Raw genomic sequence first — 14904 nt, 5'->3', positions numbered from 1 at the left:
AAACGAGAGCCATTTTTGTAATAAAAGAGAGAGCCAATTGCAAAATTTATACGCAAAATTGGCTCTTTTTAGATTGCATGTAGGTAAATGGTTTTTAGTTTTTATTTTAAAAATGAATAAGTTTTATATTAATTAGATTGGAATTATTTAGTTTTGCTCAGAAATTAATAAAGCTTTCGTACCTTTTTCTAAAGCTCTGAATATATGTTTCTGGTCGGCAGGGTAACAAATATAGTCTCCAACACTGAGTTCAACGGCCTCATCAATTAGACCAACCAGAGCCTTACCTTCCACCACAATAATATGCTCCACAGAACCAACGGGGTGTGGTTCTGAAAGACGGTCTTCACCCGGTTCAACAATCAGTAAATACACATCGCGGCGCGCATGCGGTGGACAAGTCGCCAACAAAATGGCCTTGTAATTCGCAATTTCAGAGCTAACGGTTGGGCCATCTCCACAACGAATCACTTGCACCTGATTGCTTGGCTCTTCCATCAAACGCGCAAAAGGAATATTTAGTGCAACACAAAGTGCCCATAAGGTTTCAATGCTTGGGTTACCTTGACCTGCCTCCAATTGTGAAAGTGTAGATTTAGCAACGCCTGCACGACGAGCAACCTCTGCCAAAGAAAGCCCCGCTCTTTGGCGTTCACGGTTTAAACCTTTGGCAATAATTTCAATTGGCTGAGACATTCACCACATCCGTTCTATAAAAAAAACGATCGTTCGTTTTGACAAAACAATCAGACTTATTCATTATAATGGAAAATCGTTCGTTATATCATCCCATGACCACATACTCTCTCATTAAGAAACTTAGTAAAGATACTACCCGCTCGATTTTCTTTGTGTGTCTAGCGACGAGTGTCGTTGGTATGTCTTTAGGTTCACTCGCTGCAAGTTATGGCTTAGCACTCTGGATTCCACTTTGCCTATCCGTATTTGTGCTCGCAGGAACTGCTGAATTTATCTTTATTGGTTTTTTAGCAGTAGGTGGTAGCCCGATTGCTGCTGCAATTGCAGGACTACTCGTCAATTTACGGCATTTACCTTTTGGTATTGCGGTCAATGAACTAATCAGAGGTAAATATTCGCGTTATTTCGGGGCCCATATCATGAACGATGAAAGCGTTTTGTTTGGCATGGCACAGCCCGATTTCGAAACGAAAAAGGCTGCTTACTGGTTATGTGGTATATGCATCATGCTCAGTTGGCCACTTGGTGTAACGGCCGGTTATTTTATTGGAAGTGCCATTCCAGACCCTAAAACATTTGGTCTAGATGCCATTTTCCCTGCCATTTTAATTGCACTTACTTTTAATGCTTTAAAGAATAAATCTACTCGAAAAGCTGCATTTGCTGGATCAACTTTGGCACTGATTACCACACCTTTTTTGGCCTCAGGCCTTCCAATTCTGCTTTCACTTTTTGGCTTAATATTTGGTAGAAAAAAATGAGTCAACAATTACTGATTATTTTGGGCATAGGCTTGCTTGCACTTGGAACATATGGGATCCGTTTTGCTGGTTTTCACTTAGGTGCTAAGTTTACTTTTTCTGAAAAATACCAAGTTCTACTGTCAAACGGCGCAACTGTTTTGCTCTGTGCGATTGCGGTCACGACGACATTTTTTGAAGGCCAAGATTTTGCGGGATTCGCGCGTATATTGGGTGTTGGATTTGCGCTTTTATTAGTTTGGAAAAAAGTACCCCTGTTATTGGTAATTTGCTTGGCAGCAGCTGGTACAGCACTGTTACGTTTACTTGGAATTGAGTAATAAAAAAGGCGAGATAAACTCGCCTTTTTTAAAATTTTGTTTAGAACGGTAAATCGTCGTCTAAATCTGCTGGTGCAGAAGCTGGTTGCTGTGGAGCTTTTGGAGCAAAACCACCACCTTGCGGGCTGTTTCCACCATTACCAAAACCAGCTGGGTTACTGCCATAGCCGCCACCACTATTTTGGTTATAACCACCACCTTGGTTATTATTATTTTGATAACCATTGCCACCTTGTTGAGGTGCGTTAAAACGTGGTTGGTTAAAATCATTGCCGCCAGCGAACCCTTGTTCACCTTGTTGACGACCATCTAACATTTGCATCTGTTCGCCACGAATTTCTGTTGTATAGCGCTCTTGACCATTTTGATCAGTCCACTGACGCGTGCGTAATGAACCTTCAATATAAACCTTAGAACCCTTACGTAAGAACTGCTGAGCAATTTCCCCTAAACGGTTATGCAAAACAATACGGTGCCATTCTGTTTGTTCTTTACGCTCACCTGAAGTTTTATCGGTCCAAGCTTCACTTGTCGCGATTGAAAATTGAGTCAACGAACCCCCATTTGGAAAGGTTTTTGTTTCAGGATCACGACCCAAAGTACCAACCAAAATAACCTTATTTACACCACGCATTAGCTGTCTTCATCCTATACATTTCTATGTTTTACTTTATAAGAGTTATGCTTAAATGGCTACCTCTTTACCGAACAACTGCGTTAAATCACGTCGCGCAGCCTCATCAAGTGACTGTTTATCGACTTTAATATAAGCAACTTGCTGGTCAGGCATTACCACAACTTCTTCTATACCACGAATTGCCAATAGCTGTGTGGTCCACTCATTCACCTGTTGCACTTGCGGCAATGGCAACACAATAGATGACAAATACCGCGGCTGAGCTAAACCAAAACTAATTAGCAACCATATTATAGCAATCCCTGTTAAGACACTCCATCCAATCGCAGTATTATGTAACATCAATAATTGACCACCTAGTGTGCCACCAAAAAAAGCACCTAAAAACTGACTACTAGCATTTACACCCATAGCGGTTGCTTTTGACTGGATTGGAGCACATTTTGATAACCAGGATGGCAATAATGCTTCCATCACATTAAAGGCAATAAAGAAAATACCTAGGCCTGCGAGTAATACATATTTTGATTGATAACCAAATATGAGTAACAACAAACCTGCAATAATCCCTGTAATTGCCGTTAAGAAAATACCTCGCATTTTGCGATATTTTTCAGCCACGATAATGCTTGGAAATGCAAAGAATAGACTAATTACTAACAGCGGCAGATACACCAGACCATGACTGGCTAAAGGAATATGTGCAAACTCGATGAGCTGTGAAGGCACATAAATAAACATGGCGGTAAGCAGTAAGTGCAGTGCAAAAACCGAGACATGCAAACGGTTTAAATCACCCATTTGGATGACTTGCTTAAGCTGTGCCATGTAGCCTTGCTGATAATTACGATGATGACGAGTCACTTTAGGTACAAGCAAGAGCATCAAAATCGCGATTAAGCCCATAATTGTCGTGACAAAGAATAGGCCTGAAATACCCACAATGCTTGTGAGCCAAGGTCCAAGACTAAAAGCCACCACAAAAGACAAACCAATACTCATGCCCATGGCAGCCATAGCTTTAGTACGTTGCTCTTCGCGCGTAACATCTGCCAAAAGCGCCATCACGACTGCTGAAACAGCACCCGCACCTGCTATAGCACGGCCAATAATCACACCATAAATCGTGTCAGATAAACCGGCAATTGCACCGCCAATAGCAAAGAGTAACAAGCCAAGTACCACGAGAGGTTTGCGGCTAAAACGGTCAGCAAGTAAGCTAAATGGAATCTGTAAAATCGCCTGACTTAAACCATAGACGCCCACAGCCAAACCAATGAGTGCTGGAGTCGCATATTGATATGACTGCCCGACTACAGAAAAGACAGGAATAATCATGAACAAACCCAACATACGTAGCGCAAAAATACTACTTAAGGCAAAAGTTGAGCGACGTTCCAAAGCATTCATCATATCAATACACGTTTATCAAACTAGGCAAATTATAAGCCGATTCGTTTCTAAAAATACGGGACACCTTATTTAAATTAACGATTTCAGCTTAAAAAAATAAAGAGGCATTTAGCCTCTTTATTTTAAACATCTTTACTGAAAATTAGCTTAAGACGAATGTGGATGGCGTTTACTATATTGAATTGAAGCAAATACAGCCCAAACAATAAATGCTACACCAATTAAACCTGTTACCACTTCTGGTACATGTACGCCTGTACCACTTGCAATCATAATGAATGCTAAAGCACCAATTGCATAATGTGCACCGTGTTCTAAGAACACATAAGCATCTAGCGTGCCTTTTTCAACAAGATAAACTGTCATTGAACGGACAAAAATAGCACCAATTGCAAGACCAAGCATAATCACGACAACATCGCTGGTAATTGCAAATGCACCTATCACACCGTCAAAACTAAAAGATGCATCTAATACTTCTAGATATAAGAAGCCACCGATACCCGCTTTAACTACACCAGAAGCAGCGCCTGATCCATCTTTCATAATGGCGTTGCCATCTTCATCAATTTCAGGTTCACCGCCTAACATATGGCTTAATACTTCTACACCGATATAAACCACAATGCCCCAAATACCAGCCATAGTCACAACAAGGCGCTGCGATTCATCAACATTGGCTGCCATAATTAACATCGCGATTAGGGCAATAAAAACAGACATTGCAGGTACGCTAGCTAAGCTAGAAAGTTTAGCTTCAAGCCATCTGAACCAATGAGTTTCTTTTTCCTCATCAAAGAAGAAGTTTAAGAAAACTAATAATAGGAATGTTCCACCAAAAGCAGAAATCTCGGCGTGATGGGCCATTAAGCGTTCAGAATACGTTTTTGGATCGTTGAGTGCCAATTTAGCCACCTCAATCATTCCCATATCCGCAGTCACGGCAACAATCGCCACTGGGAAAATTAAACGCATACCAAAAACGGCAATTAAAATACCCACCGTCAAAAACAGCATTTTCCAGAAAGGATCCCAATTACGCAGAACCGATGCATTGACAACAGCATTATCAAAAGATAAAGAAACCTCCATTACAGCTAAAATGGCTGTAATCGTTAAAGCTTTAAGCATGGTAGACACGCCCGCTTCAGGTCCATGGGTAAAACCCCAATACGCGGATAGTGCTAAACACACCACCGTAAAAAATATCGAAAATCGGAAATGCTTCATGGATCAGACCTATGCCAAGAATTAAACTTAATCTTTCTTTAAAAACGCGGCTATTATATCGATAATTCACCATAAAATGATGTCGTTTTGTGCCGTTATTACGCTTACTTTATCCCTATGTTAAATAAAGAAATTTATAAATTTCAATTAACTCATTAATCGTATTAAATATTTTCCTAATACATAAGTGCCATTATTATTTTTGTATTTTAAAATTGATTTAGAATCCTGTTTTGCACGTCTTATTTTAAATGGAATGGTTTTATGCTTTTTTCTCAAGAACTCTGGCAACGTAATTTAAATTTATATCAAAAAATTCTAGACCTTCCTTTTAATCAGGAACTTGCCAGTGGAACTTTAGATAAAGAAGCGTTTTGTCATTATGTGATTCAAGATGCGCAATATCTTGTTGCCTACGGCCGCGTTTTAGCCGTTGCAGCAGCAAAGGCTTTTGAAGCTGACGATATTATGCAATTTTCAGATGCAGCCAAAATTGCAATTGTGGTTGAACGCAGTTTGCATGATGACTTCATGAAAAATTTTGGGGTAACCAAAGAAGAATTTAAAAATACGCCATTAACTTTGGCCGGCCACCATTACACTTCATTTTTAACCGCAACTGCTTGGTCTGAAAGCTATCCTGTGGTGCTTGCGGCACTGTTACCTTGCTTCTGGATTTATGCCGAAGTCGGTAAAGACATTGTAAACAAATCAATTCCTAATAATCCTTACCAAGCATGGATTGATACCTATGCAGGCGAAGAGTTCCATACAGCCGTTCGTAATGTCATTGCGACAGTTGATAAAGTTGCAGCACGTTGTGATGCTGATACTTTAGAGAAAATGCATGCCGCGTACACCATGGGTGCAAAACTTGAGTGGTTATTTTGGGATAGCGCCTACCACAAAAGACAATGGTTAGGTTTAGATCATATCTAAAACTTCAAAAGAATCGGTCAGATGGTTCAATACTCTGATCGATTTTCACTAAAATGCGAGACAGATATGTATATCGGCGAATTAGCATCTTTAACTGGAGCCACTCCTAAAGCCATTCGGCATTATGAGAAATTAGGCCTGCTACCTGTGGCAAAAAGAAAGGGAAATTATCGTATTTATGAAGCGATTGATGTTCAGTCGGTTAAGATGATTCGCCTCGCGCAAGCTGTCGGATTTAGCCTTTCAGAACTGTATGACTTGTCTGCTTTAAAATATAAAAATAATCGATTTCCTGTAGAAGTTGCACAACAGCTCATTCAGAAAAAGAATCAACAAATTATTGAGCAAAAAGCAGCGTTAACGCGTTTACAAGAAGATTTAAAGCAACTTGAGGATGAGATTATTCAAACTTATATTACCCATAAGATTTCGGCTTAAAACAGCCCATTAAAATTTGAAATAGCTTTCAAAATTAGTGCTTGACTCTGCCCTTAGGGTAAAGGTTTATCGTAGTGACTTCGTTTATTACGGATAAATAAAATGAGCGCTCATCTTTCTACATTTAAAAATTCAACAGCATTAATTACAGGAGCATCTTCAGGAATAGGCAAAGCCTATGCTCAAAAACTTGCATCTTTAGGGATTCATTTAATTTTGACTGCACGCTCCGAACAAAAGCTGAATGATTTAGCTGATGAACTTAGAAAAAAATATACCGTAAATGTTGAGGTTATCGTTTTAGATTTAGCTCAAGCGAATTCAGCTCAAATATTATTTGATGAAGTGCAGGCTAGAAAATTATCGGTAGAAATTTTAATTAACAATGCAGGATTTGGAAAATGGACTAAATTTCTAGATCAATCTGTATCTACCTATCAAGAAATGATCACGCTGAATATCAGCAGCGTAACGTCTTTATGTTATTTATTCTTGCCTCACATGCTTGCTAACAAAAAAGGCATCATGATTAATATTTCATCTACAGGAGCATTCCAACCTCTCCCCTATATTGCCGTCTATGGGGCAAGTAAATCTTACGTATTACAATTTACTGAGGCACTTGCAGGAGAATATGCATCTTCGGGTGTTAAATTTTTGGCAGTTTGTCCGGGCAATACGGAAACCAATTTTACTCAGGTCGCAAATGCCGATACCAGCGGTATGAAAAGCTCTACAGTTGAGGATGTTGTATCTGCAACGGTTAAAGCATTAGATAAGAATAAAGCAACGGTTGTGGTGGGATGTAGCAACTATTTGACGTCTCAATTGCCTCGAATTCTTTCTCGCCAAAAGATGATTAATTTAGTTGAAGGTATGCTCAAAACCCGCGTTATCGATCCGTCATAAAGCTAGTTCAATTTAAAAGATTAAGGGCTATCTCTTAATCTTTTAATGCTGAAATAGTTGCCAGCCATAAATTAAACCTGCCGCGGCAACTACCCAACACAATGTTGCCAAACCTAGACATGACCACATCGACAGACGCGTTGCAAGTACATAGACCGCCACTAAATAAATGGCATATGGAATAAGTGACCATAGGCCAAACAGAGCTGTTTTCTGTAAAGCCTCAGCTCCTTTTTGCTGATAAACAATCACATGAGCAATCAAAGCGAATGTAGGAAAAAGCGGGACTAAACCTGCAATATAAAATGCCTTACTTTTCGATAAAACCGAAATGATGAGAACAACCCCAGCCCCCAACATACATTTTAAAAATAACGCCCACATGCGCTTATCCTATCTGGTCATTTCCATATCAAAACGCTGTATTGTGCGCTTTTCAGAGAAAATTAACAGCGACCAAAGCAATCAGTGCTGGAACTGCCTGAATATAAATAATCTTTTTACTGGCTGTCAGTCCGCCATAAATACCCGCAATGAGTACACAGCCTAAAAAGAAGTTGGCAATTGATGTCGCAAATGGTGCATCTGCAAATAAAGCCCAGAATAAACCCGCAGCCAAAAAGCCATTATAAAGACCTTGGTTTTGTGCCATCACTTTGGTGAGTTTTGCTTTTTCTGCATTATTTCCAAAGGCTTTCATGCCATAGGGTTTGTCCCACAAAAACATCTCTAACACTAAAATATAGACATGTAATATTGCAATTAAACCCACTAAAACTTGTCCGATCATACAATTTTCCTTTTTATTTTAAAGATATGAAAAAAGATCAGTCTCTCGACTGATCTTTTAATGTTTTACGGCTTTAACAATACTTTGCCTTGACGAGCACCTTGTGTTGCTCTTTGGGCAGCTGTTTTAATCTCATCAAAACTAAAAACGCCTTCTACAGGAAGAATTAATTTTTTCTGAGTCGCTAACGTTAATAACTCAACAATAAGCTCTTTTTTGCGTTCTGCTGGCATTTCTTTGTTGACCACACTCGCCCAGAAACCTTTTACAGTTGCTTGTTTAAAGATGAGATCACCAGATGAAATTTGCATGGTTTCACCTGTCATACTTCCAAACGAAACCAATAGGCTATTTTCACTAAGCAAGTTCAGCATTTCACCACTTGCACTTCCGCCAATCGAGTCCACGCCAGCAATTAAAGGTTGGTCACCATGAAGCTGTTTAACTTGCTCTTTCCAGTTAGGCTGATCGGTTGCTACAACATGTTGAATGCCTAATGCTTGCATCTCTGCAATTGCGTCAGTACGACGAACTAAATTAATTACGGGTAAACCACGTGCCTGCGCAATCATGGCAACCGTTTTACCTACTGCACCATTCGCTGTGTTTTGAATTAACCATTGACCCGGTTGAACATTTACAAAGTCCAACAGCATGAGGGCACTAATTGGCATACCAATCAGCTGTGCTGCTGTTTCATCATCAATTTCATTATTGAGTGGAATAAGCCCTTGAGCTGGTGCAATAAAGTATTCAGCCCAACTACCATGCACAGCTGCAACTGCAATACGTTGCCCTACCTGTACATGAGTAACGCCTTCACCCAGCGCATCTACAATACCAACGGCTTCACTACCACCAATAGCGGGTAAAGTAGGCTTGTAGCCATAACTTCCGCGTACCGTCCATACATCATGGTTATGGATTGGAGACATGATTGTTTTAATACGAACTTCGCCTGCTTTCGGTTCTGGCTTTGGCATATCCGCCTGCTCTAAAACGTCTACAGGTTCGCCAAAATTACCATGGATAATACTTCGCATGCTTTATTCCTCTATCGGTTTTAAGAGTTGTTGGGTAGTTTCTAAAGCTAGATGTAGATGTGCTTTGTCTTGCGACAATTTTGTGAGTAAAGCAGCACCTAACCATAACTGATACATGACTTGCGCAGTTTTTAAAGGATCAATATGTTTTGGAATTGATCCTTCTTGTTGACCTTCTTTGAGTAGCAAAGCCAAACGTTGCGTTAATTTGTGCACACCGTCATTGAGAATTTGACGCATATCTTCTGACAAGTCAGAAACCTCTGCCGCCAACTTCACAATCAGGCAGTTTTCAGCCCAGCTACCATTTACTGGGTCATCAATCCATGCCTGCCATAACGCCATTAAACGGGCGTGAGCACTTTGTTCACTGTGCTGCCAAAGTTGTTCCATACGAACTTTATAGTCAGCCATGTATTGCTCTAGCAACGCACAGCCAAACGCCTCTTTCGAAGCAAAGTAGTGATAGAACGAACCTTTAGGTACGTCACAAGCCTTTAAGATTTCTTGTAAACCAACGCCGACAAATCCTTTGTGTAATACCAGCTCAAAACTGGTATCCAAAATGTGTTGTCGCGTGGTTTCACTTTTATTTAATCGTTTCATGCATACACAATACTCCACTACTAGACCGGTCGTCTAGTAAAATTATGTTGCTCATTAAAATTTGCTAAGAGTAGAAATCAAAAGAGAGGAATGTTAAAAATACAACCTGCTTAATTAAACAAATTTTGTCGATTGTCGTTTAACCGTCACAATTTGTCGCTTTAAATCATTTTGTACCACTTGAACAATTTTAAATCGTTATCATATATAGGGTCTGTTGTTTATAACCAGTCACACTGCACGAGACTGATCAATCAACACCTAAATTTTCATCAATATATAATTGAGATGTTTTATGAGCCAAAGTCATATCCGTATTCGAGGCGCACGTACCCATAATTTAAAAAATGTGTCTCTCGATATTCCACGCGATAAATTTGTGGTAATTACGGGGTTATCAGGTTCAGGAAAATCTTCTCTTGCCTTCGATACCCTTTATGCCGAAGGACAACGCCGCTACGTCGAATCACTTTCAGCCTATGCCCGTCAGTTTTTATCGCAAATGGAAAAGCCTGAAGTAGACTCGATTGAAGGTTTATCTCCAGCGATTGCAATTGAGCAAAAATCTACCAGTCATAACCCACGATCGACAGTCGGTACTATTACTGAAATTTATGACTATTTACGCTTGCTCTATGCGCGTGTCGGTACACCGTACTGCCCTGAACACGACTTGCCGATGGTCGCACAAACTGTTTCTGAAATGGTCGATGCAGTAAAAACACTTGAAGAAGGCACAGCACTGATGTTGCTTGCCCCTGTAGTTCGTGAACGTAAAGGTGAATACAGCAACTTGTTCGAACAGCTACAAGGACAAGGTTTTGTTCGTGCGCGTGTCGATGGCGAAATCATTGATATTGATACGCCACCTGAACTCGATAAAAAGAAAAAGCACACCATTGAAGTTGTTGTTGACCGTTTTAAAGTACGTGAAGATTTAGGTAACCGTATTGCCGAATCATTTGAAACTGCATTACGTTTGGGCGGTGATATTGCGGTTTTATCATGGATGAATGGCGAACATCCAGACCGCGTTTTTTCTGCAAAACACTCATGTCCTAAATGTGATCGAGCTGTGGCAGAACTTGAGCCTCGTTTATTTTCATTTAACAACCCGTTTGGTGCCTGCCCTGTTTGTGATGGTTTAGGTACACGTAGTCATTTTAGCTCTGAAAAGCTCATTCCAAATCCTGAGCTTGCGATTAGTGAAGGTGCAATTCGTGGTTGGGATCGTCAACGTCCATATTATTATTCGATGCTGCAAAAAGTTGCGGACCATTTTGGTTTCCAACTTGATACGCCTTGGAACCAGTTAGATAAAGATACTCAAAAGAAATTTTTACAAGGTACTGGCAAAGAAAAAGTCGATTTAAGTTATATCGATGAACGTGGCCGCAAACACACGCGCGTACAACCTTTTGAAGGAATTTTGCCGCACCTTGAACGTCGTTACCGCGAAACTGAAAGTAACTATGTACGAGATGATTTAGCTCAATATTTATCTAATGCCGCTTGCGATGCCTGCGACGGTTCGCGTCTAAATGAAATTTCACGCAACGTTCGGGTCAAAGATAAGACGATTGCACAAATCACCAAGATGTCGATTGGTGATGCTGAAAACTATTATCAAGATCTCAATCTTGAAGGCGCTAAAGGTGAAATCGCCGATAAAATCTTTAAAGAGATTCGCGAGCGTTTACACTTCCTCGTCAGTGTCGGCTTAAATTATCTCAGTCTCGCTCGTTCAGCAGAAACCTTGTCAGGCGGTGAAGCTCAGCGTATTCGTCTCGCTTCGCAAATTGGTGCAGGTTTGATGGGCGTGATGTATGTTCTAGATGAACCCTCGATCGGTCTGCATCAACGTGATAATGATCGCTTATTACAAACCTTAATTCGCTTACGTGATTTGGGCAATACCGTGCTTGTGGTTGAACACGATGAAGATGCGATTCGTGCTGCGGATCATATTATTGATATCGGACCTGGTGCAGGGATTCATGGCGGTGTCATTATCGGGGAAGGTAGCTATGACGAGATTGCAAGCAATAAAGACTCTCTTACAGGTCAATATCTTTCAGGCAGCCTAAAAATTGCGATACCTACACAACGTACCCAATCACCACGCCCAGATGAATTCATCAAACTCTCTGGTGCAAGTGGTCATAACCTTAAAAATGTCGATTTAAAAATTCCGCTCGGCATTATGACTTGTGTGACTGGGGTTTCAGGGTCAGGAAAGTCAACGTTAATTAATCGTACTTTACTACCTTTAGCTGCCACTCAACTCAATGGTGCAACTACGCTGACTGCAGAAAAGTTTGATTCGATTGATGGCTTACAGCATTTAGATAAAGTGGTTGATATTGACCAAAGTCCAATTGGTCGTACCCCGCGTTCGAATCCTGCCACGTATACAGGTTTATTTACGCCTATTCGTGAGTTATTTGCGCAAACGCCTGAAGCCAAAGCGCGTGGTTATAGCGCAGGTCGTTTCTCGTTTAACGTGAAAGGTGGACGTTGTGAAGCTTGTGAAGGCGATGGCATGATCAAGGTCGCGATGCACTTCTTACCTGATATGTATGTGCCTTGTGATGCTTGTCATGGCAAGCGTTATAACCGTGAAACTTTAGAAGTTGGTTATAAAGGCAAGAACATTTCAGACGTATTAGAAATGACCGTTGAAGATGCGGCTGAGTTCTTTAATGCAATTCCTGTGATTCATCGTCGTTTAGATACTTTAATGCAAGTAGGTCTGGGATATATTCGTTTAGGTCAAGCTGCAACGACACTTTCAGGCGGTGAAGCGCAACGCGTTAAATTAGCTCGCGAGTTAGCAAAACGTGATACGGGTAAAACCTTATATATCTTGGATGAGCCGACGACAGGCTTACATTTCCATGATATTGCCAAGCTACTCGACATTTTGTACGAGCTACGCAACAAGGGTAATACCATTGTGGTGATTGAACATAACCTTGATGTGATTAAAACAGCGGACTGGGTTGTCGACTTAGGCCCTGAAGGTGGTTCAGGCGGTGGGATGATCATTGCCGAAGGCACACCTGAACAAGTGGCTGATGTTGAAATTTCTCATACTGGGCGTTTCTTAAAGCCGATGTTGAAGTAATTTATTGAATGAAAAAGCCGGAAATCATTTCCGGCTTTTTTTACCCCTCAACTGCATTTCGCCCTCGGGCTTTAGCTTTTAAGAGTGAACGGTCAGCTTTCTCTAAGAGCTCTATCCAACTCCCCGCTCCTATCGCAAAACCAATACTGACAGACACATGCAATTTTTCATCTGAACCTGACAAATCAATTTCTTGTAAAGAAATCGCAATCCGAATTTTTTCTGCTAAAAGTCGCGCATCTATAAATTGCATCTGCTCTAATAATATTAAAAACTCATCTCCGCCATAACGAACAATTAAATCTGAACTTCGTATATTTTGCTTTAATTGCTCGGCAATATTAACAATGACATGATCACCTACAATATGCCCATATTGGTCATTCACCTGTTTAAAACGATCAATATCTATAATCATTAAACAAGTCTGCGTAAATTTTTGAGGGTAACTTTCAACAATTTTTAAATATTCAGATAAAGCGAGACGATTGGACACACCAGTTAATGGATCAGTATTGGCAATATTCTTTAATTGAAATTCAAAAGCATCGCGTTGTTGCAACATACGCTGTAATCGATCAATCGCTTCAAATAGGGAAAAAAATTCACCTTTTGTTGTTACATTCATCTCATCTGTCCAATGATCAGAACTATGCGATAAATCTAAAATTAAAGTCCTCGCTTTAATTAAAGGGGAAAACACTCTTCTTTGTGCATAATTAAGCGTAAGTAACGCTGTGGCTAAAGAAATTAAAGAAATTAATAACGTTAAGAGAAAATCATTTCGAGCAATTACATTTTCTTGAGTGGCAATTACAACACTTTCATCAAGAATATAACTTTGTAAATCAACCACAGTGGTAAATTTACCCACGATTGCTTCTGTCAATTGAGTGCCATTTAAATAATATGGCTCCCCTTTTTGGCTTTCTTCTAATAACTTTTCTACAATCGGAATACCCTTGTCTATAAATTCTGATTTCACGCGGGAATATAACCGACGGTATTCTGGGGTCTTTGCCTGTTCAGGCTGCAAGGTATCGACCAAAATCCATAAATATCTAGATTGATGCTGAGTTTGTAAAGAACGCGCACGATTATTACTTGGAATTTCTTCATTAAAGCTCACAGGAGCAATAATATTAGATGCCATACGTCCGGCCTGATCTCGCATATCGGTCAGAACTATAATCAACGTAAAGTAATTAGAAATACGGCTATCTTTACTTTTTAGCTGCAACATCAGTTTTTGCAGTATTTCCCTACAATTATCCCATGCTCCAAACATCCCTAAAATGGCATTATCCATTTGGACGGAATTTCGCGCTCCATATGGAATTTCACCATAATAGTCGACCACATGCCGAGCTTGTCTAAGATTTTCTTTGAAGTTGGTTTGCAGCTCATTGGCTAATGAAACATAACCTGCTTGTTGTAAGATAAGGATACTTGTATCAATTTGCGCATCGACAATTAAACGAAATTTTTTTAATTCTTGCTGATTCTTTAATAAATCATGAGGACTGCTCGACATCATTTTGTTGGCTGGAGCACGCTCCTTAGAAACTTTATAGGCAATATCGGCTACAGCTCTTAAGCTTTTTATTTCGGCTAAGGCTTGTCTAGTTTTTATATAATCCTGATAGCTTCCCACAATGAGGGGGATCGCCATGAATAATAAGGACAAAATAATAACCAGCATAAAAAAGAACAGTCGATTACTAATGTGCTCTGAACGTAACCCTGACATTTCTAGCTGGTACTCCGTAAATGTCCTGCCATTTTTACTACGATATAAATTAGGCTTAAATCCATCCTAGCATTTTAATAACTAGAATTTCATCAATAAACCCTTCATTTCTCTTTTATTAATTATACGTTTCCTACATTTTAGTAAGCTTAAATAATAAACGGGATCGAAAAATTGAATGGTTTTTATAAAAAAACTCTATTTTACAGATTAAAAATTTTTAGCAATGATAGTAAAACATA

General features: G+C 39.9%; 15 protein-coding genes. 6 read left to right on the top strand and 9 right to left on the bottom strand.

Translation table 11 applies throughout. The features are described from left to right. Positions 1 to 147: 147 nt before the first annotated feature. Positions 148 to 696 (bottom strand): helix-turn-helix domain-containing protein, encoded by a 549-nt coding sequence (locus tag RMB03_RS05395; RefSeq protein WP_005044199.1) that lies wholly within the window; start codon positions 694 to 696, stop codon positions 148 to 150. Between the two features lie 68 nt (positions 697 to 764). On the opposite strand from RMB03_RS05395, the gene RMB03_RS05390 reads away from it, so the two are divergent. Next, positions 765 to 1460, top strand: a complete 696-nt coding sequence (locus RMB03_RS05390; RefSeq protein ID WP_311074467.1) for an AzlC family ABC transporter permease — start codon at positions 765 to 767, stop codon at positions 1458 to 1460. Beyond that, complete coding sequence (locus RMB03_RS05385) at positions 1457 to 1780, top strand: AzlD domain-containing protein (RefSeq protein ID WP_004639900.1); 324 nt, start codon at positions 1457 to 1459, stop codon at positions 1778 to 1780. Before RMB03_RS05390 ends, RMB03_RS05385 begins: the two co-directional genes overlap by 4 nt. 40 nt (positions 1781 to 1820) lie before the next feature. On the opposite strand, the gene ssb is transcribed toward RMB03_RS05385, so the two are convergent. The 3 genes from ssb to RMB03_RS05370 all read right to left on the bottom strand — a co-directional run bounded on the left by ssb (position 1821) and on the right by RMB03_RS05370 (position 5060). Beyond that, positions 1821 to 2414, bottom strand: coding sequence for a single-stranded DNA-binding protein (gene ssb, locus RMB03_RS05380; protein WP_004639902.1), 594 nt, complete (start codon positions 2412 to 2414; stop codon positions 1821 to 1823). A 51-nt stretch (positions 2415 to 2465) separates the two neighbouring features. Further along, positions 2466 to 3830, bottom strand: a complete 1365-nt coding sequence (locus RMB03_RS05375; protein ID WP_003654007.1) for an MFS transporter — start codon at positions 3828 to 3830, stop codon at positions 2466 to 2468. Between the two features lie 147 nt (positions 3831 to 3977). Then, on the bottom strand, positions 3978 to 5060 hold the full coding sequence (locus tag RMB03_RS05370; protein WP_003654009.1) for a DUF475 domain-containing protein: 1083 nt from the start codon (positions 5058 to 5060) through the stop codon (positions 3978 to 3980). A gap of 264 nt (positions 5061 to 5324) precedes the next feature. On the opposite strand from RMB03_RS05370, the gene tenA reads away from it, so the two are divergent. From tenA to RMB03_RS05355, 3 genes are all read left to right on the top strand, one after another. Further along, positions 5325 to 5999, top strand: coding sequence for a thiaminase II (gene tenA / locus RMB03_RS05365; protein ID WP_005044207.1), 675 nt, complete (start codon positions 5325 to 5327; stop codon positions 5997 to 5999). A 66-nt stretch (positions 6000 to 6065) separates the two neighbouring features. Next, positions 6066 to 6437, top strand: a complete 372-nt coding sequence (locus RMB03_RS05360) for a MerR family transcriptional regulator (RefSeq protein WP_311074464.1) — start codon at positions 6066 to 6068, stop codon at positions 6435 to 6437. 102 nt (positions 6438 to 6539) lie between these two features. Next, entirely contained in the window at positions 6540 to 7346 is an 807-nt protein-coding gene (locus RMB03_RS05355; RefSeq protein ID WP_311074461.1) for an SDR family oxidoreductase, read from the top strand. A 42-nt stretch (positions 7347 to 7388) separates the two neighbouring features. Here the strand turns inward: RMB03_RS05355 and RMB03_RS05350 are convergent, their stop codons facing one another. The 4 genes from RMB03_RS05350 to RMB03_RS05335 form a co-directional block, all read right to left on the bottom strand. Further along, positions 7389 to 7730, bottom strand: a complete 342-nt coding sequence (locus tag RMB03_RS05350) for a GlpM family protein (RefSeq protein WP_003654014.1) — start codon at positions 7728 to 7730, stop codon at positions 7389 to 7391. Between the two features lie 52 nt (positions 7731 to 7782). Beyond that, complete coding sequence (locus tag RMB03_RS05345; protein WP_004639914.1) at positions 7783 to 8136, bottom strand: DUF1304 domain-containing protein; 354 nt, start codon at positions 8134 to 8136, stop codon at positions 7783 to 7785. Positions 8137 to 8201: 65 nt separating this feature from the next. Continuing rightward, on the bottom strand, positions 8202 to 9179 hold the full coding sequence (locus tag RMB03_RS05340) for a zinc-binding dehydrogenase (protein ID WP_056482219.1): 978 nt from the start codon (positions 9177 to 9179) through the stop codon (positions 8202 to 8204). A gap of 3 nt (positions 9180 to 9182) precedes the next feature. Continuing rightward, positions 9183 to 9785: a TetR/AcrR family transcriptional regulator gene (locus RMB03_RS05335; protein WP_003654020.1), complete on the bottom strand. Its 603-nt coding sequence runs from the start codon at positions 9783 to 9785 to the stop codon at positions 9183 to 9185. A 295-nt stretch (positions 9786 to 10080) separates the two neighbouring features. On the opposite strand from RMB03_RS05335, the gene uvrA reads away from it, so the two are divergent. Further along, complete coding sequence (gene uvrA, locus RMB03_RS05330; protein ID WP_311074455.1) at positions 10081 to 12912, top strand: excinuclease ABC subunit UvrA; 2832 nt, start codon at positions 10081 to 10083, stop codon at positions 12910 to 12912. A gap of 40 nt (positions 12913 to 12952) precedes the next feature. Here the strand turns inward: uvrA and RMB03_RS05325 are convergent, their stop codons facing one another. After that, the gene (locus RMB03_RS05325; protein ID WP_311074453.1) at positions 12953 to 14662 is read right to left on the bottom strand and encodes a GGDEF domain-containing protein; all 1710 of its coding nucleotides are present in this window, start codon (positions 14660 to 14662) and stop codon (positions 12953 to 12955) included. Between the last annotated feature and the right edge of the window lie 242 nt (positions 14663 to 14904).

The organism is Acinetobacter sp. V91_7 (genome assembly GCF_031799075.1).
Taxonomy (GTDB): domain Bacteria; phylum Pseudomonadota; class Gammaproteobacteria; order Pseudomonadales; family Moraxellaceae; genus Acinetobacter; species Acinetobacter calcoaceticus.
The sequence above is the reverse complement of the archived record's forward strand: the minus strand, read 5'-3'. Positions and strand labels throughout refer to the sequence as shown.